Genomic DNA, 24,081 nt, shown 5'->3' on the forward strand with positions numbered 1-24,081 from the left:
CCCTGTCCGTCATCGAGTCGCCACCCCGCGAGAAGCCGACCCGGTCGACCACGGCACCTCGGCACCGCCGTACCGCCCTGCGGACCGGCGGTCTGCTCGTAGCCGTGCTGGCCCTGCTCGCGGTCGTGGTGCTGAGCATCGCCGTCGGCGCCAAGCCGATCCCGGCGTCCGAGGTCTGGCACGCCCTGACCGACCGCGACGCCGCCGAGTACACCGTCGTCCGACAGCTGCGGCTGCCCCGTACGCTGCTCGGTCTGCTGGCCGGTGCCGCGCTCGGCGTGGCCGGCGCGGCGATGCAGGCCCTCACCCGCAATCCGCTCGCCGACCCCGGACTGCTCGGCATCAACGCCGGGGCCGCCGCCGCCATCGCCACCGCCACCGCCCTGTTCGGCCTCGGCGGCGGCACCGGTCAGGTGTGGTTCGCCCTGCTCGGTGCCGCCGCCGTCACCGTCGGGGTGTACGCCGTCGGCGGCGGTCGCGCCGCCACCCCGGCCCGGTTGGCGTTGGCCGGCGCGGCGCTCAACGCGGCCCTGTACTCCTACGTCAGCGCGGTGATGCTGCTCGACGCGGCCGGCCTGGAACGGCTGCGTTTCTGGACCGTCGGCTCACTGGCCAGCGCCGACACCGGCACGGTGCTGCGGGTGCTGCCGTTCATCGCGGTCGGGCTGCTGGTCGCGCTGGCCGCCGCCCGTCCGCTCAACGCGCTCGCCCTCGGTGACGACGCCGCGCAGGCCCTGGGTGCCCGACCGGCCGTGGCCCGGGCCGGTGTGATCATCGCCATCACCCTGCTCTGCGGGGCCGCCACCGCCGCGTGCGGACCGATCGTCTTCGTCGGTCTGCTCGTGCCGCACCTGGTCCGCGCCCTCACCGGCCCCGACCTGCGCTGGCTGCTGCCCTACTGCGCGCTGCTCGCCCCGGTGCTGCTGCTCGGCTCCGACGTGCTGGGGCGAGTCCTCGGCCGCCCCGGTGAACTCCAGGTCGGGCTGATCACCGCGGTGGTCGGCGGTCCGCTGTTCCTGGCGCTGGTGCTCCGGACGAGGACGGTCCGATGATCGTGATCCGGACGCCCGCCCGGCTCTCGGTCCGGCTGCGTCCCCGCGTCCTCGCCGTCGGCACGGTCTGCCTGCTGCTCACCGTCGGCGTCGGCGTACTGGCCATCGGGCACGGCGAGTACCCGATGTCGCCGACCGACGTGTTGCGCACGCTGACCGGTGGCGGCACCCCCGCCGAGGAGTTCATCGTCACCCAGCTGCGGCTGCCCCGGTTGGTCACCGGCCTGGCCGTGGGCGCCGCGCTCGGCCTGGCCGGAGCGGTGTTCCAGGCGCTGGTCCGTAACCCGCTGGGCAGCCCGGACGTGCTCGGTTTCACCCAGGGCGCGGCCACCGGCGCGCTCGTCGTGGTCGCCGTCGGCGGCAGCAGTGCCGCCCTCGCCGGTTCCGCGGCCCTCGGCGGAGTGGTCACCGGCCTGCTCATCTACCTGATCGCCTGGCGGCGCGGCGTGCACGGCTACCGGCTGGTCCTGGTCGGCATCGGCATGTCGGCCATCCTCACCGGCGTCAACGGCTACCTGATGACCCGGGTACCGCTGATGAGCGCCTCCCGGGCGATGCTCTGGCTCACCGGCAGCCTCGACGGTCGCGGCTGGTCCGACGCCGCACCGCTGCTGGTCGCTCTCACGGTGCTGCTGCCGGCCCTGCTGGCCTGCGCACCGGCGCTGCGGATGACCGAGTTGGGCGACGACGCCGCCAGCGGGCTGGGAGTCAGCGTGCACCGGCTGCGGATGCTGCTGCTCGCCGGGGCGGTGCTGCTGGTGGCGCTGTCCGCGGCCGCCGCCGGACCCGTGCCGTTCGTCGCGCTCACCGCCCCGCACCTGGCCCGACGACTCACCCGGGCGCCCGGGGTCACCCTGCTACCGGCGGCGGTCGTCGGCGCGCTGATCACCGTCCTCGCCGACCAGGTCGCGCTGCGCGCACTGCCCGGCCAACTACCGGTCGGCGTGGTGACCGGCGTGATCGGCGGCGGCTACCTGGTGTGGCTGCTGGCCACCGAGCGCCGGGCGGGCCGGCTGTGACCGCCGGGCAGTCCGCCGGACCGGGCCGGACCAGCGGATCGGTCCTGACCACCACCCCTCAGAACGGAGCAACAAGCATGTCGACCTCCCGGCTCGGTGGCCACGGGCTGCGGCTCGCCTACGACCGACGCGTCGTCGCCGAGGACCTCACCGTCGCCGTGCCCGACCGCTCCTTCACCGTCATCATCGGCCCGAACGCGTGCGGCAAGTCCACCCTGCTGCGGGCGCTGTCGCGGCTGCTGAGGCCGACCGCCGGGGCGGTGCTGCTCGACGGGACGGACATCCACCGGCTACCCGCCCGCGCCGTGGCCCGTACGCTCGGGCTGCTCCCCCAGTCGCCGATCGCCCCGGACGGCATCGACGTGGCCGAGCTGGTGGCCCGGGGGCGCTACCCGCACCAGGGGCTGCTGCGCCAGTGGTCCCGCGACGACGAGCGGATCGTCGCCGAGTCGATGGCCGCCACCGGCGTCGACGACCTCGGCGACCGGCTGGTCGACGAACTCTCCGGCGGCCAGCGGCAGCGTGTCTGGCTGGCCATGGCGTTGGCCCAGCAGACACCCCTGCTGCTGTTGGACGAGCCGACCACGTACCTCGACATCGCCCACCAGATCGAGGTGCTCGACCTGTGCGCCCGGCTGCACGAGGAGCAGGGTCGCACGCTGGTCGCGGTGCTGCACGACCTCAACCACGCCGCCCGGTACGCCACCCACCTGATCGCGATGCGTGACGGACGGGTGGTGGCCGCCGGCGAACCCCGCCGGATCGTCACCGCCGAACTGGTCGAGGAGGTCTTCGGCCTGCCCTGCCGGGTCATCGACGACCCGGAGACGGGTACCCCGCTGGTGGTGCCGGCGGCCCGCGCCCGAGCCGGTACGGTGCCGCGGTGAACGCCCGCCGGTACCGCGACAGCTACGGGGTCCCCCACCTGCGCGCCGACGACCACCCGTCACTGGCCTACGCCCAGGGTCGGGTCACCGCCCTGGACCGGGCCTGGCAGATCGAGGTGGAACGGCACCGGTCGCAGGGCACCTCCGCCTCCTTCCTCGGCACCGAGGCGGTGGCCTGGGACAGCTTCGCCCGCCGGGCCCGGCTCGACGACACCGCGCGACGCTGCCACGCCGCCCTCGACCCGGCCACCGCCGAGTGGGTGGGGCGCTACGTGGACGGGGTCAACGACGGGCTGTCCGCCGGTGCGGCACGGGCCCCGGAGTTCGCCGCCACCGGCCTGCGGCCGGGGCGCTGGCAGCCGTGGACGCCGCTCGCGCTCTGGCTCGGACACCACGTGCTCTTCGCGGGCTTCGGCACCAAACTCTGGCGCGACCACGTGGCCCGCCGGCTCGGCCCGCGGGCCGCCGGCCTGTTCGCCGTCGACAACCAGGTCACCTCGGGCAGCAACGGCTGGCTGCTCGCCGCCGACCGCACCGCCACCGGCGCCGCCCTGATCGCCGGTGATCCGCACCGGTTCATCGAGGCGCCCGGCATCTACCAGCAGATCCGGCTGGCCTGCCCGGAGTACGACGTGCTCGGCTTCGCGGTGCCCGGCGTCCCGGGCATCCCGCACTTCGGCCACGCCGGGGAGGTGGCCTGGGCGATCACCAACGCCATGGCCGACTACCAGGACGGGTACGTCGAACGGCTGCGCCGCCGGGGCGACCGGGTCGAGGCGTACGGGCCGCACGGGTGGCGACCGGCGCACCGGCACGTCGAGACGATCGAGGTGGCCGGCGCCGCGCCGGTCGAGGTCGAGGTGATCGAGACCGAGCGGGGGCCGCTGGTCTCCGGTGGACCGGACGACGACCCGGCCAGCACGGTCAGCCTGCGATATCCGCCCCGGGTCCTGGGTGAGCTGGGCTTCGGCGTCCTGCCGGCGCTGCTGCGGGCGCGCACCGTCGGCGACGTCGACGCGGCACTCGACGGCTGGGTCGAACCGGTGAACGTGGTCCTCGCGGCCGACACCGCCGGCGGGCTGCTGCACCGGGTGGCCGGTCGGGTGCCGCGCCGCCACCCCGACAACGGGCTGCGGGTGGTCCCCGGTTGGGAGGCGGGCCACGCCTGGCAGGGCTGGCACGACACGCCGAGCAGCCCGGTCGGTCAGGTGGCGGTGATGGCCAACGAGCGTGGCCTCGCCGCCGGGCTGGGGGTGGAGTTCGCGCCGCCGTACCGGGCCGACCGGATCCGCCACCTGCTGGACACCGCCGACGACTGGCGTGCCGAGCGGCTCGCGACCGTGCACACCGACACCCACCTGGCCGCCGCCGGCCCGCTGCTGGACCTGCTCGCCCCGCTGGACGGGCTCGAGCCGGCCGCCGCCGAGCTGCGGGAGCGGCTGCTGACCTGGGACCGCCGGATGGACGCCGACAGCGTCGACGCCGCCGCCTTCGCCGACCTGCGGGCCGCCGTGACCCGCCGGCTCGCCGCCCACCCCGCCCTGGCGGCGCTTGCCGAACCACCCCCCTACCCGGAGGTGTTCCGGCCGTGGCTGGGCCTGCCGGCCCGGGTCGGGTACGCGGTGACGCCGCTGCTGTACGCCGACCTTCCTGGCGTGGAGCGGGCCCACCTGCTGCGCGAGGCCCTGGCGGAGGTGGCCGCCGCCGGCGGCACCCACCGATGGGGCGAACGGCACCGGCTCCTGCCGTGGCGGGCCCTGCCCGATCCGGCCACGCCACCGGGGCCGCGACTGTCCGGCGACCACGACTGCGTGCTGGCCACCTCGAGCGTCCCCGGCGTCACCGACCTGTGCCTGCGCGGGCCGGCGGCCCGGTACGTGTGGGACCTGGCCCGGCGGGACGACAGCCGCTGGGTGGTGCCGTTCGGGGCCGCCGGCACCGGGCCGCACCGCGACGACCAACTGCCGCTGTGGTTGCGCGGCGACCTGATCCAGACCTGCGGCGACTGGGACCGGCTGACCGAGGAGCACCATGACTGACCGCCACCACTACGAACGTCACGTGCCCGGGTTCGGTGTGGTGGCCTTCCGGCCGGTCGAGCCGGACGCCGACGCCGACGTGATCCACTCCTGGGTCAGTCAGGAGCGGGCCCGGTTCTGGGGGATGCGCGACGCCGACCGGGAGCGGGTGGCCGAGATCTACCGGTACGTGGACTCGCTGTCCACCCATCACGCGTACCTCACCCTGCGCGACGGGCACCCGGTGGCGCTGTTCCAGACCTACGAACCGGAGCACGATCCGGTCGGCAAGTGCTACCCGGTACGCCCCGGCGACCACGGCGGGCACCTGCTGATCGGCACCCCGGCGCGCCCCGAACCGGGGTTCACCGGCACGCTGCTGACCGAGTTCGTCGCCTTCGTCTTCACCGATCCCGGCCGGCTACGGCTGGTGATGGAGCCGGACGCCCGCAACGACAAGGCGATCGCCCGGCTACGCCGGGCCGGCTTCGTCGACGGTCCGCTGATCGACCTGCCCGACAAACGCGCCCGGCTGATGTTCCTCGACCGCCCGTCGGCGTAGCCCGACATTCGGCGTGTCGCGCCCTCCCACCGCTCGGACACCGCGAGACGCCGCCTCCGGCGACCGTCAGTCGGACGGCGGCGGCTCGCAGCGCTCGGACAGGGCGTAGCGGGTGAGTACCACGTCGCCGATCTGGCGCGCCTCCATCACCTGCGCCCGCCGCCCGGGGTGCCACGGGAAGTGACCCTCGCCGACGAACCTCGGCGCCCGCCGGTCACCGACGAAGAACGGGGCCACCACCAGGTGCAGCTCGTCGGCCAGCCCGGCGGCGAGGAACTGGCCGTGCACGCCCGCGCCGCCCTCCACCAGCAGGCGGCCGACACCCCGCTCGGCCAGGTCTGCCAGCATCCAGCGCAGGTCGACCGGATCACCGGCGTCGACCACGGTGGCCAGCTCACCGAGCCGGTGCCGGGTCTTCTCGACCGCCGCACTGGCGCTGTAGACGATCCGGTCGGTGTCACCCACGGTGAACAGCCGGGCCTCGGGGTCCAGGTCGCCGCAGCCGGTCACGGTCACCCGGATCGGCGATGCCGGCAGGCCACGGGCGACCCGTTCGGCCCGGCGGCGCTCGCAGCGCACCAGCAACCGCGGGTCGTCACGGCGAACGGTGCCGGCACCGACCAGGATCGCGTCGCAGCCGGACCGGACCTCGTCGACCCGGTCGAGATCCGCGTCGTTGGACAGCAGCAGCCGCTCGTCGGTGGCGTCGTCGATGTAGCCGTCGATCGAGGTGGCGCAACTGAGCAGCACGTACGGCCGGGCCGCCCCGGACGGGCCGGTCACCGGACGAAGGGAAGGTCGGCGGCGCGGGCCGCGCGGCTGGCCTTCGCCGCGAGGTAGTCGGCGTTGGCCGGGGACAGGAACACGCCGGTGGGCACCTGCTCGGTCACGGTGATCCCGAGCCGCCCCAACTGCTCGGTCTTCTCCGGGTTGTTGCTCAGCACCGCGATCGGACCGACACCGAGCGCGGCGAGCATCTGCGCCGCCACGGTGTAGTCGCGTTCGTCCTCGGCGTGACCGAGCGCGACGTTGGCCTCGAAGGTGTCCAGCCCCGCGTCCTGCAACGCGTACGCGTCGAGCTTGGCGTACAGCCCGATGCCCCGGCCCTCCTGGCGCAGGTAGAGCAGGTAGCCGCCGACGTCGGCGATGCGTTGCACCGCCTCGCGCAACTGGGGCCCGCAGTCGCAGCGTTGGCTGCCGAACACGTCGCCGGTGAGGCATTCACTGTGCGGGCGGACCAGCGGCGCGCCACCGGCGCGTTCCGCCGCGCCGGGATCGCCGAGGCCGAAGGCGAGGTGCTCCCGGCCGTCGACGAGCCCGTCGAAGGTGAACAGCCGGGCCGTGGTGGTGTAACCGTCGGGAAACCGCAGCGGCACGGTGACCTGCGTCCGGATGGTGGCGACAGGCAGTGATTCGGACATGGGTCTCCTCGTCAGACGGTGGCGGGTACACGGACACGTCGGGCCAGGAGCACGGCGGCTCCCGGCAGGCTCGCGACGAGCACCAGGGCGCCGTACACCGTCGCGGTGGCCACCCCCTCGGCGGCGGTCAGACCCGCGGCGGCGAACGCCCACGCGGCCACCCCCTCACGGGGGCCGAACCCGGCGACGTTCGCCGGCACCCCCATCGCGAGCAGGGCCAGCAGGGTCAGCGGCAACAGCAGGGTCAGCGGAGCGGTCGAACCCGCCGTGCGTGCGGCCACCAGGAAGGTCGCGAGGTGCCCGGCCACCGCCAGCGCGGAGGCGAGCAGGACCCCCGCCCAGGTCCGCCGGCCGAGCAGCCCGAGCCGTACGTCCGACACGGCGGTGCCCAGTGCGCGGGCCCACCGGGAGGCACCGGACTGCGGCAGCAGCCGGGCCGCCACCACCACGGCGACCAGCACCGCCACCGCCACGGCGGTCGCCACCGGCAGGAACGGGCGCACCGGCGACGGGAAGGCGAACAGCAGCACCGCGGCGAACGCGACCAGCACCACCTGCCCGGCCATCCGTTCCCACACCACCGCCCGGATGCCGCGTCCGACGTCTCCCACGTCGCGGCCGTGCCGCACCGCGCGGTGCACGTCACCCAGGATGCCGCCGGGCAGCGTCGCGTTGAGGAAGATCGCCCGGTAGCAGTGGGCGACCGCCTCGCGCAGTGGTAGGCGCACGCCGAGGCCACCGGCGACGAGGCTCCACCGCCAGGCGGCGCAGACGGTGGTGAGAACGCCGATGGCGAGCGCGGCGGCCAGCGCGGGCGCGTCGATCAGCCGCAGCCCGGCCAGGAACGGCCCGGTGCCCAGCCAGCAGAGCAGCCCGACGAGGACGGCCACTCCCAGTGCCAGCCGGGCCCAGCCCCAGAACGACCGGCGCGCAGAGGTCGCCGTGGGTGCGGCGCCGCCAGCTTCATCCCCCACTCGTGCCTCCCCGGCATGACGATCTTTCCTGACTGTACGCACGTAGCTGATCGGCTGCCGGTTCAACGGCGCAGGGCCAGCAGGTCGACGTGACCGACCAGTACCCCGAGGCGACCACTTTCAGCCTCCGCCAGCCGACGTCGTGCGTACTCGTCGGTGTGGGTGGTCAGGTCGGGGCGTTGCTCGCGGGCCGCGTCGAGCCAACCGGTGAACCACTGCGCCGTCAGGGCGGCCTGCTCCGGCCCGAGCCGCCAGGGGCTGGGCCGCAGTTCCACGTCCACGCCGTGGCGGGCGAAAGCGGCGACGCAGGTGTCGACGGCGTCCGGCCCGAGCAGCCGCCGGCCGCCGACGGTACGACGTTGATGGGCGTTGAAGGCGGCGGCGACCTCGTCGTCAAGCGAATCGGCCGGGGTCAACCGCACCGCGCCGGTCACGGAGATCAGGAACAACGCCGGACAACCGGCCTCGGCACAGGCGGCGACCAGGCGGTCGAGTTCCTCGACGGTCAGCATGTCGAGCAGGGCCGAGGCGGTGACCAGGGCGGCGTCGGCTAGCTCGGCGGCGGTCAGCCGGGTCAGGTCGCCCTGGCGGGTCTCGACGGTGATCGGCGCCCCGTCGGCGGCGGTGGCCGGCATGCCGGCGCACGCCCGGCCCAGCAGGTCGGGATCCTGGTCGTACAGGATCCAGTGCTGGGCGCCGGGCAGCAGCGGGGCCAGCCAGCGGCCCAGCGAGCCGGTCCCGGCGCCAAGATCATGCACGACCAGGGGGCCGTGACCGGGCAGCGCCGCACGCAGCGTGTCGACGAGTTCGGTGGACCGGGCCGCCACGTCGGCGGGTTCCCGCAGCGCGAGCCACTTCGCGAAATCGGGCGGTAGGTCGATGCTCATGCCGACGCCTCCTTCAGGGCCGTGGTGATCCGGGCGACCGTGCTGCTCCAGTCGGCGAGGGTGTCCCGTCGCTGGAGCGCGGCGTGCCGCAACTGCTCGCGCAGGGCCGCGTCGTCGAGCCAGCGGCCTAACGCCGTGGCGAGGGCGATCGGGTCGTCGGGCGGCACCAGCAGACCCGGTCGGTCGCCCGCCGCCGTGCGACCGAGGGCGTCGGGCAGTCCGCCGACGGCGGTGGCGAGCACCGGTACGCCGCGCGCCAGCGCCTCGGTGACCACCATCCCGTACGTCTCGCCGCGCGACGGGTGCACCAGCAGGTCGGCGGCGGCGTACGCGGCGCGCAGCCGGTCACCGGCCAACGCTCCGGTCAGCCGGATCCGGTCGCCGAGCCGTCCGGCGGTGATCCGCTCGCGCAGTCGGCGCACGTACTCCGGCTCCCGGTGCAGCGGTCCGACACAGGTGAGCGTCCAGCGCCGGTCGGCCACCGTGGTCAGCGCCTCGACCAGCACGTCGTGTCCCTTGTGCCGGGCGACCGCGGCGACGCAGAGCAGGCCCGACCCGGTGGCCGACCCGGGCGCCGATGGGGCCGGGTCCACCCCGGGCGGGGCCACGTGCACCCGCTCGGCGGGCAACGCGTACCGCCGAAGCAGCGCGTCGCGGGTCCAGGCGCTGGTGGCCACCACGGCGGTGACCGAGGCCAGGGCGCTGGCCTCGGTGTCGTCGTCTCGGGGCAGGTGCACCAGCGCGACCAGCCGCAACCGCCCGCGGTGGGCGGCGAGGACGTCCGGCACCACCGAGGCGACCAGGCCGTCGACGAGCACCAGCGCACCGTCCGGCGTACCGGCCAGCACCTGGGCCAGCGCGGCCCGCGCCGGCGGGGACGGTCGCGGCCAGTCACCGGCCACGGCGTGCTCGCGGACCGACCAGCCGGCGGCGGTGAGCCCGGCGCAGATCCGTCGGTCGTAGCCGTTGCCGCCGCTGGGCGACGCCGGGTCGTCGATGTCGCCCGGCAGGATCACGTGCAGGATCGGCACGTCAGGCGGTGCCCTCGCCGGCGGCGGTCGAGCCGGGCAGCGCCCGCTCGTAGCTGGCCCAGGCCACGTGCGACTCGTGCAGGGTGACCGTGATCCCGGTCAGACCCCGGGCCCCGCCGCCCAGTTGACCTGCGGCCGCCCGGTCGGCGAGCCGGTCGGCGATGGTGCGGGCCAGCACCTCGGTGGTGGTGTTCTGTCCGACGAACGCGGGTTCGTCGTCGAGGTTGCGGTAGTTCAGCTCGCCGAGCACCGCCTTGAGCTGGTCGGTGGCCAGTCCGATGTCGACCACGATGCCGTCGTCGTCGAGGTCGGGGCGGCGGAAGGTGGCGTCGACCACGAACGTCGCGCCGTGCAGCCGTTGGGCGGGGCCGAAGACCTCGCCGCGGAAGCTGTGGGCGATCATGATGTGGTCACGGACGGTAACGCTGAACACGGTTCACTCCCCGTCGTAGGTGATGAGATGGCACAGCGCGGGCAGGTCGCCCCCACTGAGTCGGGCGAGCACGTCGGGCAGTTCCGCGAACGGCGACCGGCCGGTGATCAGCGCGTCGAACCTCGGATCGGCGAGCAGGTCCAAGGCGAGTGCCATCCGGTCGGCGTAGCTGCGACTGCCGCGTCGCGCCGGAGCCACCATGCCGACCTGGCTGCTGCGGATGGCCAGCCGTCCGGAGTGGAACGCACCACCGAGGGACAGTTGCACCGGTCGGTCGCCGTACCAGCTCAGTTCGAGCAGGGTGCCTTCCGGCGCGAGCAGGTCCAGGCCGCGTTGCAGGCCGGCGGCGCTGGCGCTGGCGTGCACCACCAGGTCACGGCCGTCGCCGGCGGTCTCGGGGGTGGCGAAGTCGACGCCCAGCGCGGCGGCCACCTCGGCGCGGGCCGGGTCGGTGTCCACCAGTTCCACCCGTACGCCCGGGAAGCGGGCCAACAGGGCGGTCACCGCGCAGCCGACCATGCCACCGCCGACCACGGTCACCCGGTCGCCGACCAGGGGCGGGGCGTCCCACAGCGCGTTGACGGCGGTCTCCACCGTGCCGGCCAGCACCGCGCGGGCCGCCGGCACCCCGGCCGGCACGACGGTCACCGCCTCCGCCGGCACCACGTACGCGCTCTGGTGCGGGTGCAGGCAGAACACCGTACGCCCGAGCAGGTGCGCCGGCCCCTGCTCGACCTCGCCGACGTTGAGGTAGCCGTACTTGACCGGGGCCGGAAAGTCACCATCCTGGAACGGGGCGCGCATCGCGGCGTACTGGCTGGCCGGCACGCCGCCGGTGAAGACCAGCGTCTCGGTGCCCCGGCTGACCCCGGAGTACCGGCTGCGCACCAGGACCTCGTCGGTGCCCGGTTCCGGCAGCGTCTCCGGGCGGAGTTCACCCACGCCGGGAGTCCGGAGCCAGAAGGCGAGGGCGCTACGCGTCACCGGTTTTTTCTCCTTACCTGCGTCCAGACCGAACCGATCCGTCGTATTTTCCGTAGTTCCCAGTCGGGGGGTCGTCGATCATAAACACGGAGGCACGGTGTCCACAGTTCGAACCGGTCCACGAATCGGGCTGATCGTCCAGATCGTCCTGCTGGCGGGGCTCGCCGCGACGGTCGGTCTCGGTGTCGCGGGCTGGCTGTCGGGCCTGGCGTACGGGGCGGTGACCTACCTGGCACTCGTGCGTGGGCTCCGCCACGCGGGCTCGGACCGACTGGGACCGGCCGACTGGGTGACCATGGGCCGTGGGCTGCTGGTCGGCGCGGTGACCGCGCTGATCGCCGACGCGCTGATCGACGGTCGCCCCGCCCCGGTGGTACCGCTGGTGGCGATGACGGCGGTGGCGCTGGCACTGGATGCCGTCGACGGCAAGGTGGCCCGGCGTACCGGGACGACGAGCGCCCTCGGCGCCAGGTTCGACATGGAGGTCGACTCGTTCCTGGTACTGGTGCTGAGCCTGTACGTCGCGCCGTCGGTCGGTGCCTGGGTGCTCGCCATCGGCCTGATGCGGTACGTCTTCCTGCTCGCCGGCTGGGTGCTGCCCTGGGTCAACGCGCCGCTGCCGCACCGGTACTGGCGTAAGGTGGTCGCCGCGGTCCAGGGAGTCATGCTCGCGGTCGCCGCCGCCCAGGTGCTGCCCGGAGTGCTGACCACTGTCGTGCTGGTGGTCGCGCTGGGGATGCTGGTCGAGTCGTTCGGCCGCGACGTCGGCTGGCTGTGGCGCCACCGGCAGGCCCGGCCCGTCGCGGCCGTGGTGGCACCGACCGTGCCGACCGTGCCGATCGGCGTGCGGCGGGTCGATGAGCGTGACCTGCCCACCGCCCCCGTCCTGTCGCTGCGCTGACCCCGGAGACCCAGTTGCCGATCGCCGACCGGGCGTCCACGCCCGACGCCGAGCAGAACCCGAGCGCCACCACCGAGCGGCGCACGCACACTGTCGTGGCAGGCCCGCCCGAAGCCGGCTCCGCACGCGAGACCGCGCTGATCGACGGGCACTCGACCGACGTGGCCGACGGGCACCCGACCGGAACTGTCGGCGCGCGTCGGACCGGAACCGGGGAGACGCACGGGACCGACCTGGATGACGCCGCGTCCCGGCCAGCGCCGGTCACCTTGCGCCGACGGATCGTCACACGGGTGGTCACGGCGCTCGCCGCGCTGCTGGTGCTCGTCACCTTCACCCTGCCCAACCGGCCGTGGCAGCTGGAGCCCGGCGCGTTCCTGCGGATCCCGTTGGAGGGGCTGCTGCTGGCCGCGCTGCTGCTCGCGCTGCCCGGTCGGCCCCGCCGGGTGGTGGCCGCGCTGGCCGGTGGGCTGCTCGGGCTCGTCGCCGTGGTGAAGGTCGGCGACCTCGGTTTCTACTCGTCGCTGGGTCGCCCGTTCGACCTGGTGCTGGACTGGTCGCTGCTGGACGAGGCGTTCACCTTCGTGGCCGAGTCGATCGGCCGACCCGGCGCGATCGCCATCGCACTCGGGGTCGGGTTGGTCCTGCTGGCCGTGCCGGTGCTGACCGCCCTGTCGGCGGTGCGGCTGTCCGGGTCGCTGGCCCGACACCGCACCGGCAGCACGCGCGCGATCGCCACGCTGGTGCTGGTCTGGGCGGTGCTGGCCGCCTTCGGGGCACGGATCGTGCCCGCCATGCCGATGGCCGACACCAACGCCACGATCCTGGTGCAGGAGCACGCCGCCGAGGTCCGGGACCGGCTGTACGACCGCCAGGCGTTCGCCAACGAGGTGGGGGTCGACCCGTTCCGGGACGTGCCCGGCGACCAGCTGCTCACCGGGCTGCGCGGCAAGAACGTGGTGATCGCCTTCGTGGAGAGCTACGGCCGCGACGCGGTCACCGACGCCGAGTTCGCGTCCATTCCCCGGATGCTCGACGAGAGCGCCGATCGACTGGCCACGGCCGGGTTCGCCACCCGCAGCGGCTTCCTCACCTCACCGACCATCGGCGGGGCGAGCTGGTTGGCGCACGCCACGCTGCTCTCCGGCCTGTGGGTGGACAACAACCAGCGCTACCGGAACCTGCTCGCCACCGACCGGTTCACCCTCGGTGACGCGTTCCGGCGCGCCTCCTGGCGTACGGTCGGGGTGATGCCGGCGGTCAACCAGGCCTGGCCGGAGGGTGCCTTCTACGGCTACGAGCAGTTCTACAGCGGCCCCGACCTGGGCTACCAGGGCCCCAAGTTCGCCTTCGCCCCGATGCCGGACCAGTTCGCCATCCACCAGTTCCACGAGCGGGAGCTGACCGGGCAGCAGGACCGTCCGGTCATGGCCGAGCTGGCCCTGGTCTCCAGCCACTCCCCCTGGACGAAGGTGCCGTCGCTTGTCGACTGGGACACCATCGACGACGGCGAGGTGTTCCGGCGGGGCATCATCGGCACGCCGACGGCGCAGGCCCGCACCGGCTACCGGCACTCGATCAGCTACACGCTGCGTACCCTCATCTCCTACGTGGAGCGCTACGGCGACGACGACACGGTGCTGGTCTTCGTCGGCGACCACCAGCCCGCGCCCGTCGTCACCGGCGAGAACCCGAGCCACGACGTGCCGATCCACATCGTGGCGAAGGACCCGGCCGTGTTCGAGCGGATCAACGACTGGGGCTGGCAGGACGGCCTGACCCCGGATGCCAACGCCCCGGTCTGGCCCATGCACGAATTCCGCGACCGCTTCCTAACCGCCTTCGCCCCCACCAGATCCCGCCCCCAAGCCCACCCCCGCTGACCCACCCCCCGGTCGTGTTGATCATGAGGTTAGCGGCAGTTTTATAGATCAACTTTGCCGCTAACCTCATGATCAACGCGGTGAATGGGTGGGTGTTAGTGGGGTTTTTGGGCTATCAGGACGTCGCGGAGGATGGCCTGGTCTACGCGGTGGGTGAGGGTGCGCCAGGGGCCGGTGTCGAGGACGGTGAGGCCGGCGGCGGTGAGGCGTTCGGCGGCGGCCTCCCGCCGCGCGACGTTGGTGTTCCACGAGATGCCCAGCGCGCCGCCGGGGCGCAGCACCCGGGCCCAGCCCGGCGCGGCGGCGGTGAGCAGGGCGAGCGGGTCGCGGGTCAGTCCGGTCTCGGCGGTACGGCTGCCGTGCTGCACACCGTACGGCGCGTCGGCCACCACCACGTCGATCGTCGCCGGGCGGAAGAACTCACCGACCCGGGTGGTGTCGGCGTTGACCACGTCCACGCACTGCACGTCACCGGCCTTGTGGGCCTCCTTCGAGGCGGCCACTTCCACCCGTAGCCGACGGCCGACCACCTTGCGCTCCCGGCGGATCGGCCCGGACTCCAGCACCCGGTGCTTGATCCGCTTGCGCTTGAGCCAGGTGCTCAGGAACGTCTGGTACGCCTCGAAGTCCTTGCTGTCGCGGTCCAGGCCGGCGGCGTCGAAGCCGTACATCATCGCCTGGTTGAGCGTGGTGCCCCGGCCGCACAGCGGATCGAGCACCCGGAACCGTCGGGTCAGCAGCTCCCCGGCCCCGTCCGAGGCGAGCAGGGTGACGTTGAGCAGCAGCTTGGTGAACTGCTCGTTGGTCTTGCCCGGGTACTTCTGGATGGTGAGCAGGTCGTCGTCGAAGCGGTCCAGCCGGGTCAACGGCACCGGGCGCAGCAGGTCGCCGACGAACTCGAAGATCGCGTACGCGCTGGAGAGGTTGCCCAGCAGCGCGGCGTCCCGCTCGCTGAGGCCACCGACGGCCTCGAACGTGACGTAGCGCGCCCCGCCGATGGTCGCAGTCGCCACGTCACCGATGCGCCCGCCGAGCACCGCCTCGCCGAAGATCTCCAGCTCCGCCCGGGTCAGCTCCACCGCCGCCCCCGAGTACACCCGGTTACTCGACGGCAGACTCAACACCCCATACCTCGCCACGACCGCCCACTATCCCACCCCGCCGCCCAACCTTCGCACTCCCCTGCCGATCAGGCAGTTGTGGCACCCGTGGGGCACCACAACTGCCTGATCGCGACGGTGCGGGTCAGGAGGGCAGGCCGCCGACCTGGGAGTTGATCCAGGAGCGGATCGAGGGCAGGTCACCGTAGATGGACGGGGCGGTGGCGCAGGTGGAGCTGTTGTTGCCCGCGCGGCTGGTCGCGCCGATCACGTTCCACACGCCGTTGATCCGGCGCACCTGCGGGCCGCCGGAGTCGCCGTAGCAGGCGCCGGCGTTGCCGTTGGTGTTGTTGGTGCAGATCTCGTACGGGCCGTTGATGCCGCTGCACCGGCTGTCGGCCACGATCGAGGTGTCCAGCTCGTGCGCCACGGTCGGCGCGGAGCCGCAGCCCCGGGGTGCGCAGGTCTGGCCCCAGCCGATGATCCGGGTGGCCGTGCCGACGGCGCCGGAGGTGGTCGGGATGGGCGCGGGCGCGTAGCTGACCGAGCTGGCGAGTTGGAACAACTTGACGTCGATGCTCGGGTGGTTGACCGCCCGGCTGACCCGGACGACAGTGCCGCCGCTGGTGCGGTTGATGCTGCCCACCCGCACCGACGACGGGGTCGGGCAGTGCCGCGCGGTGACCACCCAGTTGGCCTTGATCAGGGTGCCGGTGCAGCCGGAGGTGTAGACCAACCACGGGTAGTTCTCGGTGGCCGGGCGACCGTTGACCACGAGGATCCCGACACCGGTGTCCTCGGTCCAGGTGTAGCTGCCGGCGGCCGACGCGCTCCTGCTGCCGGCGAAGAGCTGGTTGACCCGGCTCGCCTCGGCGGCGCTGGGGTAGGCGTTGGTGCAGGAGACGGGCGCGCTGCTGCCGGACATGAGGTCGGAGCAGAGCCCGGTGCGCCGGTCGGGGAGACCGAGGATGTGACCGAACTCGTGGGTGGCGATCCGGGTGCGGTGGTAGCCCTGGTCGACCGCCTGCCAGCCCATCCAGATGCGTCCGGAGCCGAGCCCGGTGACCTGTGCCCGGGGCCAGCCGCTGTCGACGTAGATGGTGACGCTCGCGGGCGTGCCGGGCACCAGCCGCACGTTGCTGACCCGGCTGTTCCAGATCTGCGCGGCCTGGTCGAAGTTGGTCCGGAACTCGCCGGCCCGGCTGGCGTCGTAGTAGACGGTCCGGGCCGCCGAGGCGCCGGCGGCGGTGGCCACCTGAAGCCCCGTCGCCGCCAGCACCGCCGCCAGCGCGGCGGTGGCCGCGCGCAGCAGTTGTCGTCGGATCATCACGCACTCCCTGCGGACTGAGCGGCGCGCCGACACGCCGCAATCGATGTGTGTGAATATTAATCCGCACCCTTCGCTGGTTGTCATCGCGAAAGCGTCATACCGCCCACCGCTGTTACCCGCGCGTTACGCCACGGCGAAACTGCCGTGGCGAAGCGACGCGACGGTGGGACTTCACCAGGTCGAGCCCGCACGTCCCAGGAATCGGCGGGCCGGAAGGGAGCAGAAGATGAGGATCAGAAGGACCGTCACCACGCTGGTCGTGGCGCTCGCCACGCTGATCGCCGCGACCGCCACAGCCACACCCACCGCCGCCAGGCAGGCCGCGACCGGCTCACCGTACTGCGGGATCACCTGGGGCAGCGCGGACAAGACCGCCGGGGCGCTCAGCTCCGCGCCGCTCGTCGACGTGCGAACCGGTCGGCACGACTGTCACGACCGGGTGGTGTTCGAGTTCGACGGCCCGGTCACCGGCTACTCGGTCGGCTACGGCGAGACGTACACCGAGGGTGAAGGGTTGGCGCTGTCGCCGTACACCGCCGGTGACGCGCTGCTGCGGGTCTCGCTGCGCGCCCCCGCGTACGACGACGAGCACCTCGCGACGGTGCCGTACCGGACCGGCGAGCACGTGGCGAACGTGCTGCGCTACCAGACCCTGCGCGACGTGGTCTTCGGCGGCAGTTTCGAGGGCTACAGCACCTTCGCCGTCGGCGTCCGCGCCCGGCTGCCGTTCCGGGTGTTCGTGCTGGCCGGGCCGGGCAGCCACAGCCGGATCGTGCTCGACGTGGCGCACCAGTGGCAGGAATGACCGACCGCCGCGGCGGGGGTCCGGCGCCGACCGGCCCCCCGTCGCCGCCCGTCACGCCGAGCGACCTGCCGACCGCCCGGGACTACCCTGGGTGCGTCATGGACGGCCGCGTGCTGGTGGTCGAGGACGACGCCTCCATCCGGGAGGTCATCGCCCTCGGGCTGCGCCGCGCCGGCTTCCGGGTGGCGACCGCCGACGACGGCCGACAGGCCCTGGCCACCTGGCGGGCCGGGACCGTCGACCTGATCGTGCTGGACGTCATGCTGCCCGGCGTCGACGGCCTCGAGGTCTGTCGGGAGATCCGACGCAGCAGTGCGGTGCCGATCCTCATGCTCACTGCCCGCACCGACACCATCGACGTGGTGGTCGGCCTCGAATGCGGCGCCGACGACTACCTGCGCAAGCCCTTCGACCTGCCCGAGCTGGTGGCCCGGGTCCGTTCGGTGCTACGCCGGGCGGTGGTGCCGCCCGAGCCCGGGCCGCTGCGGGTCGGCGACCTCGAGATCGACCCAGGCGCGTTCGTGGCCCGCCGGGACGGTACCGAGCTGCCGCTGACCACGACCGAGTTCCGGCTCCTGCTGGAGCTGGCCCGCCGACCGGGCCAGGTGTTCACCCGGGAGCTGCTGCTGGACCGCGTGTGGAACCACAGCTACCTCGGCGACAGCCGGCTCGTCGACGTGGCGGTGCAGCGGCTGCGCGCCAAGGTCGAGGCCGACCCGGGCAACCCTCGGCTGATCCGCACGGTACGCGGCGCCGGATACAAGCTCATCGCCGGGTGAGCGGGCGACGGCGATGGGCAACGAGCCGCCACCGGCGACGACAGCGGACCGGCAGACGGTCCGCCCCGCCCGGCTGCGCCGCCGGCTGACCATCGCATTCGTGCTGGTCGCCGGGATCTCCGCCGGGGTGCTCGCCGGTGGGTCGTACCTGCTGCTGCGGCAGGCCCGCTACGACGCGTCGCTGCACGCCGCGGCGGCCGACGCCCGGTACCGGCTGGTGGTCGCCGGGCAGTTCCTGCCGCTGACCGAGCAGCGCCGCACCGAACTGTTGACCAGCTTCGAGGGCAGCGGCCGGCACGTGGTGCTGATCGCCGGGGACAGCTGGCCCTCGGACCCGGCGTACGCGCCGCCGCTGACCGAGCGGCTGCGCAGCACCGTCTCGGCCGGGCAACTCGGCTACCAGCGCAGCTTCGAACCGACCCGGCTGCTCGTGGTGGGCGGGCGGATTCCCGGCTCGACCGCCGAGTTGTACGTCATCACCGACGAGCGGGACCTCGCCGCCGGGCTGGAGCAGCTCCGCAACGCGCTCGGCGCCGGCTGGGTGCTGGTGGTGCTGCTGGCCGCCACGGTCGGGCACACCCTCGCCCGACGCACCCTGGAACCGGTGGGGCGGGCCAGCCGGGCCGCGCGGGCCATCACCGAGGGTCTGCTCGCCACCCGGCTGCCGGTGGCCGGGCGGGACGAGTTCAGCGGGTGGGCCGCGTCGTTCAACGAGATGGCCGAGGCGCTGGAGGCGAAGATCGCCGCGCTGCACCGCGCGCAGGAACGGGAGCGGCGGTTCACCGCCGACGTGGCGCACGAGCTGCGTACCCCGGTGACCGCGCTGGTGGGGGCGGCCTCGCTGCTGCGCGACCACCTCGACCAGCTGCCCGGCGACGCCCGGCGCGCCGGTGAGCTGCTGGTCACCGACGTGGTCCGGCTGCGCCGGTTGGTGGAGGACCTGATGGAGATCTCCCGGCTGGACGCCGGGCGGGAGGCGCTGAGCGTGACCGACGTCGACGCGCCGGCCCTGGTGCGCGCAGTCGTGGCCGCGCGCGGCTGGTCTGATCGGGTGACAGTCGACGGCGGCCCACTGCGGCTTCGTACCGACCCGCGCCGACTGGAGCGGGTGCTGGGCAACCTGATCGCCAACGCGGTGCAGCACGGCGCCGGTGCGGTCCGGGTACGGGCGGCCCGGGCTGGTGACCGGGTGCACCTCGACGTCGACGACCAGGGGCCGGGCATCCCCGCCGAGCACCTGCCCCGCCTGTTCGACCGGTTCCACAAGGTCGACCCGGCGCGCTCCGGCGGAGGCAGCGGGCTCGGTCTGGCCATCGCCCTGGAGAACGCCCGGCTGCTCGGCGGCCGGTTGACCGTGCACAGCACCCCCGGCGTCGGCACCCGCTTCCGCCTCGACCTGCCCGACGCCGCCCCGTCGGCGCGTACCCGGGCGGAGGACGCCGGGTCCGCGCGGGCCTGCGCCGAGCTGTCCGGGGAGCGCGGGGCCGAGCCGACCGGCGGCACCGGATGAGCCGCCGCCGACTCGCGACGCTGCTCGCCCTGGTGCTGCTGGTCGCCGCGTGCGCGCCGGCCCGGTCCGGCTCGCTCGGCCCGGCGCCGACCGCCGCCGCGCCGACCGTGCCAGCCCCCACCAGCGTCGGCCCGTCCGCCACCGTCGCGTCGCCGCCCACAGTCACCCCCGCACCAACCACGCCGCGCACCGGCACCACCGGCACCACCGGCGTCGCCCGGCCGGCGACCCTCACCCTGGAGCTGTGGTACGTCCGGGACGGGCGGCTCGTGCCGACCCGGCGGACCCGACCCGCCACGGTGGCCACCTCCCGGCTGGCCCTGGCCGAGTTGGCCGCCGGGCCGACCCGCCCGGAGGCCGACGCCGGTCTGGTCACCCTGCTGCCCGACGGCGCCGAGGTGAGCCGGATCGCCGACGGCGTCGCCAGCGTCCGGCTGGCCGCCGTGGCCGACCCGGTCACCGCCCGACTACGCGAGGCGCAGGTGGTCTACACCCTCACCCAGTTCCCCACTGTGCGACAGGTCGACTTCGGCACCGCCGCACCGACCGGCCGTGCCGATCATGTCGACCTGCTGCCACCGATCGTGGTCACCGGACCGGCCATCGGCGACCGGGTGACCAGCCCGGTCACCGTCACCGGCAGCGCCGACGTGTTCGAGGCGACCGTCACCGTCCGGGTGCTCGACGCCGCCGGCCGCCAAGTCGCCACCGCCTTCACCACCGCCACCTGCGGCACCGGCTGCCGAGGCACCTACCGGGTCGCCGTGCGATACCGGCTGCCGACGGAGCAGGCCGGCACGATCGAGGTGTACGAGGTGTCGGCGGTCGACGGTTCCCGCACGAAGGTGGTCGCGGTGCCGGTGACCCTGGCCGCCGCTGCGCGGAGCTGACCGGCGACGGGGTGCCGACGCTGCTCGACCGCTGTGCGACGCCGTAGTTCACCGGCTCGGTGACGCCGGCGCGACCGGCCCCCACCAACCGTTAACGAGTCTGCCTCGTGTTCTGCGTTGACCGGCCTCCCGTCGGTGTGAGATATAGATGCTCACGTATCGGTGCCCCACCAGGCGCTCCGGCCCAGGAAGGCGACGAATGGATCCCGTGTCATCGCCGTCATCTCCCCCACCGACACTGACCACCGGCCGGCCACCGAGATCCGACCGGCGCTGGCTGTCCCGGCTCGGCGCCGGGCTGGCCGCGCTCGGCATCCTGGTCCCGGCGGCACCGGCACACGCGAACTCCTTGCCCAACCTGCCGCACAACGCCGGTGGTTACGAGTCGTCGTTCTCGCCCGCCTACGACTACGACACCGACGGCTGCTACGCCGTGTCGGCGATCAGCCCGGACGGCACGATCAACGGCGGACTGAAGACCACCGGGGCGATCAACGGCAGCTGCCGGGACCGCTCCGATCTGGACATGTCGCAGACGTACGCGCGCGCCAAGTGCAACAACGGCTGGTGCGCGATCGTCTACGCCAGCTACTTCGAGAAGGACCAGGCCGTGCACGGCAGCGGCCTCGGCGGCCATCGGCACGACTGGGAGCACGTCATCTCCTGGGTCGACCAGGCAGCCAACCGGGTCGAGTACGTGAGTACCACCCAACACAGCAGCCGGCGCACCTACCCGCGCTCACAGGTGCGGTTCGACGGCACCCATCCGAAGGTCGTCTACCACAAGGACGGCGCGTCGACGCACTTCTTCCGGCTCGCCAACAACAACGACGAGCCGCCGGAGAACCACTACCACGTCTGGCACCACCCACCGGTGGTCGACTGGAACGGCTGGCCCAGCACCGAGCTGCGCACCCGGCTGATGGACGCCGATTTCGGCGCCGCCACCATCAAGATCAAAGATGGCTCGTTCGAGTACCTGCTCAACGCCGCAAAGCCAGCCGGAATCCCCTTCGACCCGTACGGCTGACCGACCGCGCGCCGAGGTCACCGGTTCTGCCGTTCGATGCCGCGACGGACGAGGCCACGGATGCCGGGCAGGGTGACCGCCCGGATCGTGACCTCGTTCAGCCACACGTGCAGGCGACTCGGCGGCGCGTACTGGTACATGCCACGGCGGGCCAGCGCCTGCCGCTTGGCGACCTCGGCGCGCAGGCCGGCCTCCCACTGCGTCAACGCCGACCGGACGTCGTCACCGTGCCGCGCCAGGGCGGTGCCGAGCCGGTCGGCACCGGCGAGCGCCAGGGCCGCGCCGTGCCCGGCGAAGAGGCTGACGCACCAGGCAGCGTCACCGAGGAGCACCGTCCGGCCGGCGCTCCACTGCGGCAGGTCCACCTGGCTGACCCGGTCGAAGTAGGCGCCGGCCGGATCGGCCTCCAGGTCACGCAGCGCCTCGGGTACGCCGCCGGCCAGGTCGCCGAAGGCGGCGCGTAACGCGGGCACCGGCCCGCGCGCCAACTCCCGGTCCGGGTCCGCGCATCGGTAGGTGAAGAAGGCCGAGGAGCGCCCCGGATCCAGGTTGACCAACGCCACCGTACGTCCCGGGCCGATGAATGTCGTGGCGGACGAGGCGGGCACGGCCTCGGGCGGGTGGGCGAGCGGAAAGGCCGCCACCACGTACGGCAGGTCGACCCGATGACCGGCACCGAACAGTGTCGTCCGAGTCGTGGAGTGCACGCCGTCGGCGCCGACGAGCAGGTCGGCCTCCTCGGTGGTGCCGTCGCTGAGGGTGACCACCACCCGGTCGGCGTCCTGGGCGACGCGATCGACGGTGGTGCCGAAGCGGATCTCGACCCGGTCGCGGACCGCCTCGTACAGCACGTCCTCCAGGTCGCCCCGGAACACCGTCATGGTGCGGGGGCCCAGTGCCGCCTCGGCGACGACTGGGGCCGGGCTGGCCACGGCGGCCTAGGCTCGGCGGACCCCCAGGTATGAGCGTTTGCTCAACCATGATGAGCGCATGCTCATTCAGACGTAAGGGTGCGTAGACTGCCGGTATGCCCCGCGGAGTCGCCATCACCGAGCCTCGGCAGCACCTCTTCGCCGCCGCGGAACGCGTGATCGCGGCAGTGGGGCCCAGCCGGCTCACCAGCCGAGCCGTGACCCGGGAGGGCGGCGTCTCCACCGGGCTGCTGTTCGCTCACTTCGCCAGCTTCGACGACTTTCTGACCGGTTACGCGGTCGACCGGAGCTTCCAGATCGCCACCACCATGGCCGGGCTCGGCGAACGCGCCGGCACCGGCACCGTCGACGCGAACCTCGGCGAGGCGCTGCTCGCCACCCCGATGATCACGCTGCTCGCCGTCACCCGGCTGTTCGCGTACCGGCCGACCCTGACGCAAGCCGTCGAAGCGGTACTGGGCAGCGGAAGCGCCGCGCTGCCGGCGCTCGAACGCACCGTCGCCGGCTACCTGACCGTCGAGCGGCGCATCGGACGGCTACCCGCGGCCGCCGACACCGAGGCGCTGGCGGTGGCGGTGGTCGGGGCGCTGCACCACGTCGCCCTCACCGACGGTGCGGACCCGGCGGCGGCCAGCCGCGTCCGCCGCGCCGTCACCGCCCTGACGACCACCGCGCCGATGAGGGAGTCTTCATGACCGTACGTCCGGACGTCGTCGTCCTCGGCGCCGGAGTTGCCGGCCTCAGCACCGGCGTCCGGCTGGCCGAGGCTGGTGCGCGGGTCCTCATCCGTACCGCGGCACCGCCCACGCGGACGACATCGGCGTTGGCGTCCGCGCTGGTCGGCCCGAACCTCTCGCCGCCGGGTGACCCACAACGCGGGTGGACAGACGAAACCCTGCGGGTCCTGCACGACGAGGCCATGCCGGGTGTGACCCTGCGCGAGGGCACCCTCGCCGCCCGCCCCGCCGGAGCCACGCCGCCCTTCGCGGAACGCACACCCGGCTTCCGGCCGCTCGGCGACGACGAGATGCCCGCCGGGTTCGGCACCGCGTTCGACGTCCGCCTGCCGTTGGTGGACATGCCCGTCTACCTGGCCTATCTGCTCGAGCGTTTCCGCGACGCGAGCGGCGGGTTGCGCGAGCAGGCGGTGGCCACCCTCGACGAGGCGGCAACCGTGGCGCCGATCGTGGTCAACTGCACCGGGCTTGGCGCGCAGGCCCTCACCGGCGACGCCGATCTGTATCCGCTACGCGGTCCCAGGATCGTGCTGCGCAACCCCGGTATCGAACGGTTCTTCCTCGAAGCACCGATCACACCGACCTGGGCGTCGATCTTCCCGCACGATGACCACGTGGTCCTCGGCGGTGCGCAGCGGCGTAGCGACGACACCACACCGGACCCGGCGGAGGCAGCCGACATCGTCGCACGGTGCGCCGCAATCGAACCCGCACTCACCGACGCCGAGGTGATCGAGCACACGGTCGGACTCCGTCCGGGCCGCCCGGTGCCCCGGGTCGAGGCCGAACAGCGCGGCTCCATCCTCGTCGTCCACAACTACGGCCACGCCGGGAGCGGAGTGATGCTGTCCTGGGGCTGCGCACGCGACGCGGCGGCACTGGCGCTCGGCCAGAGCACACCACCGGCCTGAGGCAC

Annotated in this window: 23 protein-coding genes and 1 pseudogene; 14 read left to right on the forward strand and 10 right to left on the reverse strand. The window is 73.5% G+C overall.

The annotated features are described in order from the left end of the window. Positions 1 to 77 precede the first annotated feature (77 nt). The 5 genes from O7597_RS28585 (at position 78) to O7597_RS28605 (ending at position 5,538) form a co-directional block, all read left to right on the forward strand. Positions 78 to 1,052, forward strand: coding sequence for an iron chelate uptake ABC transporter family permease subunit (locus O7597_RS28585; protein ID WP_269742764.1), 975 nt, complete (start codon positions 78 to 80; stop codon positions 1,050 to 1,052). Then, positions 1,049 to 2,071, forward strand: a complete 1,023-nt coding sequence (locus O7597_RS28590; RefSeq protein ID WP_281581281.1) for an iron chelate uptake ABC transporter family permease subunit — start codon at positions 1,049 to 1,051, stop codon at positions 2,069 to 2,071. Before O7597_RS28585 ends, O7597_RS28590 begins: the two co-directional genes overlap by 4 nt. Positions 2,072 to 2,148: 77 nt before the next feature. Next, positions 2,149 to 2,958: an ABC transporter ATP-binding protein gene (locus O7597_RS28595; protein WP_269741794.1), complete on the forward strand. Its 810-nt coding sequence runs from the start codon at positions 2,149 to 2,151 to the stop codon at positions 2,956 to 2,958. After that, complete coding sequence (locus tag O7597_RS28600) at positions 2,955 to 4,997, forward strand: penicillin acylase family protein (RefSeq protein ID WP_269741795.1); 2,043 nt, start codon at positions 2,955 to 2,957, stop codon at positions 4,995 to 4,997. The genes O7597_RS28595 and O7597_RS28600 overlap by 4 nt, the downstream gene beginning before the upstream one ends. Continuing rightward, the gene (locus O7597_RS28605) at positions 4,990 to 5,538 is read left to right on the forward strand and encodes a GNAT family N-acetyltransferase (protein WP_281581282.1); all 549 of its coding nucleotides are present in this window, start codon (positions 4,990 to 4,992) and stop codon (positions 5,536 to 5,538) included. Before O7597_RS28600 ends, O7597_RS28605 begins: the two co-directional genes overlap by 8 nt. Positions 5,539 to 5,604: 66 nt before the next feature. Here O7597_RS28605 and O7597_RS28610 read toward each other — a convergent pair whose 3' ends face one another. The 7 genes from O7597_RS28610 to O7597_RS28640 all read right to left on the reverse strand — a co-directional run bounded on the left by O7597_RS28610 (position 5,605) and on the right by O7597_RS28640 (position 11,268). After that, positions 5,605 to 6,321: a dihydrofolate reductase family protein gene (locus O7597_RS28610; RefSeq protein ID WP_269741797.1), complete on the reverse strand. Its 717-nt coding sequence runs from the start codon at positions 6,319 to 6,321 to the stop codon at positions 5,605 to 5,607. Further along, positions 6,318 to 6,959, reverse strand: coding sequence for a GTP cyclohydrolase II (gene ribA / locus O7597_RS28615; protein WP_281581283.1), 642 nt, complete (start codon positions 6,957 to 6,959; stop codon positions 6,318 to 6,320). The genes O7597_RS28610 and ribA overlap by 4 nt, the downstream gene beginning before the upstream one ends. Positions 6,960 to 6,970: 11 nt before the next feature. Then, a complete protein-coding gene (locus tag O7597_RS28620) occupies positions 6,971 to 7,933 on the reverse strand; it encodes a lysylphosphatidylglycerol synthase transmembrane domain-containing protein (RefSeq protein ID WP_269741799.1) in 963 nt (320 codons plus the stop codon). A 62-nt stretch (positions 7,934 to 7,995) separates the two neighbouring features. After that, a complete protein-coding gene (locus tag O7597_RS28625) occupies positions 7,996 to 8,820 on the reverse strand; it encodes a class I SAM-dependent methyltransferase (RefSeq protein ID WP_281581284.1) in 825 nt (274 codons plus the stop codon). Beyond that, the gene (locus O7597_RS28630; protein WP_281581285.1) at positions 8,817 to 9,851 is read right to left on the reverse strand and encodes a glycosyltransferase family 4 protein; all 1,035 of its coding nucleotides are present in this window, start codon (positions 9,849 to 9,851) and stop codon (positions 8,817 to 8,819) included. The genes O7597_RS28625 and O7597_RS28630 overlap by 4 nt, the downstream gene beginning before the upstream one ends. 1 nt (position 9,852) lies before the next feature. Continuing rightward, positions 9,853 to 10,284 carry a 6-carboxytetrahydropterin synthase gene (locus O7597_RS28635; protein WP_281581286.1) on the reverse strand — a complete coding sequence of 144 codons (432 nt, stop codon included), beginning with the start codon at positions 10,282 to 10,284 and terminating at the stop codon, positions 9,853 to 9,855. A gap of 3 nt (positions 10,285 to 10,287) precedes the next feature. Further along, positions 10,288 to 11,268 carry a zinc-binding alcohol dehydrogenase gene (locus O7597_RS28640; RefSeq protein WP_281581287.1) on the reverse strand — a complete coding sequence of 327 codons (981 nt, stop codon included), beginning with the start codon at positions 11,266 to 11,268 and terminating at the stop codon, positions 10,288 to 10,290. A gap of 97 nt (positions 11,269 to 11,365) precedes the next feature. On the opposite strand from O7597_RS28640, the pseudogene O7597_RS28645 reads away from it, so the two are divergent. Both O7597_RS28645 and O7597_RS28650 read left to right on the forward strand, forming a co-directional pair. Next, positions 11,366 to 12,070, forward strand: a pseudogene (locus tag O7597_RS28645) (CDP-alcohol phosphatidyltransferase family protein); the annotation flags it as partial. 113 nt (positions 12,071 to 12,183) lie between these two features. Continuing rightward, positions 12,184 to 14,052: a sulfatase-like hydrolase/transferase gene (locus O7597_RS28650; RefSeq protein ID WP_281581288.1), complete on the forward strand. Its 1,869-nt coding sequence runs from the start codon at positions 12,184 to 12,186 to the stop codon at positions 14,050 to 14,052. A gap of 95 nt (positions 14,053 to 14,147) precedes the next feature. Here the strand turns inward: O7597_RS28650 and O7597_RS28655 are convergent, their stop codons facing one another. Beyond that, positions 14,148 to 15,176 carry an SAM-dependent methyltransferase gene (locus tag O7597_RS28655; protein WP_281583339.1) on the reverse strand — a complete coding sequence of 343 codons (1,029 nt, stop codon included), beginning with the start codon at positions 15,174 to 15,176 and terminating at the stop codon, positions 14,148 to 14,150. A 121-nt stretch (positions 15,177 to 15,297) separates the two neighbouring features. After that, entirely contained in the window at positions 15,298 to 16,566 is a 1,269-nt protein-coding gene (locus O7597_RS28660; RefSeq protein WP_348650776.1) for a snapalysin family zinc-dependent metalloprotease, read from the reverse strand. A gap of 142 nt (positions 16,567 to 16,708) precedes the next feature. Between O7597_RS28660 and O7597_RS28665 the strand changes: the two genes are divergently transcribed. The 5 genes from O7597_RS28665 (at position 16,709) to O7597_RS28685 (ending at position 21,496) form a co-directional block, all read left to right on the forward strand. Beyond that, positions 16,709 to 17,287 carry a hypothetical protein gene (locus O7597_RS28665; protein ID WP_281581289.1) on the forward strand — a complete coding sequence of 193 codons (579 nt, stop codon included), beginning with the start codon at positions 16,709 to 16,711 and terminating at the stop codon, positions 17,285 to 17,287. Positions 17,288 to 17,385: 98 nt separating this feature from the next. Continuing rightward, positions 17,386 to 18,066 carry a response regulator transcription factor gene (locus O7597_RS28670; protein WP_281581290.1) on the forward strand — a complete coding sequence of 227 codons (681 nt, stop codon included), beginning with the start codon at positions 17,386 to 17,388 and terminating at the stop codon, positions 18,064 to 18,066. Between the two features lie 13 nt (positions 18,067 to 18,079). Next, entirely contained in the window at positions 18,080 to 19,576 is a 1,497-nt protein-coding gene (locus O7597_RS28675; protein ID WP_281581291.1) for a HAMP domain-containing sensor histidine kinase, read from the forward strand. Further along, positions 19,573 to 20,466, forward strand: a complete 894-nt coding sequence (locus tag O7597_RS28680; protein ID WP_281581292.1) for a Gmad2 immunoglobulin-like domain-containing protein — start codon at positions 19,573 to 19,575, stop codon at positions 20,464 to 20,466. Before O7597_RS28675 ends, O7597_RS28680 begins: the two co-directional genes overlap by 4 nt. Before the next feature lie 199 nt (positions 20,467 to 20,665). Further along, on the forward strand, positions 20,666 to 21,496 hold the full coding sequence (locus O7597_RS28685) for an NPP1 family protein (RefSeq protein WP_281581293.1): 831 nt from the start codon (positions 20,666 to 20,668) through the stop codon (positions 21,494 to 21,496). Between the two features lie 17 nt (positions 21,497 to 21,513). Here the strand turns inward: O7597_RS28685 and O7597_RS28690 are convergent, their stop codons facing one another. Then, positions 21,514 to 22,428: an FAD-dependent monooxygenase gene (locus tag O7597_RS28690; protein WP_281581294.1), complete on the reverse strand. Its 915-nt coding sequence runs from the start codon at positions 22,426 to 22,428 to the stop codon at positions 21,514 to 21,516. A 95-nt stretch (positions 22,429 to 22,523) separates the two neighbouring features. Between O7597_RS28690 and O7597_RS28695 the strand changes: the two genes are divergently transcribed. Next, entirely contained in the window at positions 22,524 to 23,123 is a 600-nt protein-coding gene (locus O7597_RS28695; protein ID WP_281581295.1) for a TetR family transcriptional regulator, read from the forward strand. After that, entirely contained in the window at positions 23,120 to 24,076 is a 957-nt protein-coding gene (locus tag O7597_RS28700; protein ID WP_281581296.1) for an FAD-dependent oxidoreductase, read from the forward strand. Before O7597_RS28695 ends, O7597_RS28700 begins: the two co-directional genes overlap by 4 nt. The last annotated feature ends 5 nt before the right edge of the window (positions 24,077 to 24,081 follow it).

The sequence above is a fragment of the Verrucosispora sp. WMMC514 genome (assembly GCF_027497295.1).
Taxonomy (GTDB): Bacteria; Actinomycetota; Actinomycetes; order Mycobacteriales; family Micromonosporaceae; genus Micromonospora; species Micromonospora palythoicola.

What these genes read in the sequence shown, in the direction of transcription:
- O7597_RS28590 (WP_281581281.1), top strand. Translation starts at nt 1,049, where the DNA reads ATGATCGTGATCCGGACGCCCGCCCGGCTCTCGGTCCGGCTGCGTCCC.
- O7597_RS28595 (WP_269741794.1), top strand. Translation starts at nt 2,149, where the DNA reads ATGTCGACCTCCCGGCTCGGTGGCCACGGGCTGCGGCTCGCCTACGAC.
- O7597_RS28605 (WP_281581282.1), top strand. Translation starts at nt 4,990, where the DNA reads ATGACTGACCGCCACCACTACGAACGTCACGTGCCCGGGTTCGGTGTG.
- ribA (WP_281581283.1), bottom strand. Translation starts at nt 6,959, where the DNA reads ATGTCCGAATCACTGCCTGTCGCCACCATCCGGACGCAGGTCACCGTG.
- O7597_RS28625 (WP_281581284.1), bottom strand. Translation starts at nt 8,820, where the DNA reads ATGAGCATCGACCTACCGCCCGATTTCGCGAAGTGGCTCGCGCTGCGG.
- O7597_RS28660 (WP_348650776.1), bottom strand. Translation starts at nt 16,566, where the DNA reads ATGACAACCAGCGAAGGGTGCGGATTAATATTCACACACATCGATTGC.
- O7597_RS28665 (WP_281581289.1), top strand. Translation starts at nt 16,709, where the DNA reads ATGAGGATCAGAAGGACCGTCACCACGCTGGTCGTGGCGCTCGCCACG.
- O7597_RS28670 (WP_281581290.1), top strand. Translation starts at nt 17,386, where the DNA reads ATGGACGGCCGCGTGCTGGTGGTCGAGGACGACGCCTCCATCCGGGAG.
- O7597_RS28675 (WP_281581291.1), top strand. Translation starts at nt 18,080, where the DNA reads ATGGGCAACGAGCCGCCACCGGCGACGACAGCGGACCGGCAGACGGTC.
- O7597_RS28680 (WP_281581292.1), top strand. Translation starts at nt 19,573, where the DNA reads ATGAGCCGCCGCCGACTCGCGACGCTGCTCGCCCTGGTGCTGCTGGTC.
- O7597_RS28685 (WP_281581293.1), top strand. Translation starts at nt 20,666, where the DNA reads ATGGATCCCGTGTCATCGCCGTCATCTCCCCCACCGACACTGACCACC.
- O7597_RS28695 (WP_281581295.1), top strand. Translation starts at nt 22,524, where the DNA reads ATGCCCCGCGGAGTCGCCATCACCGAGCCTCGGCAGCACCTCTTCGCC.
- O7597_RS28700 (WP_281581296.1), top strand. Translation starts at nt 23,120, where the DNA reads ATGACCGTACGTCCGGACGTCGTCGTCCTCGGCGCCGGAGTTGCCGGC.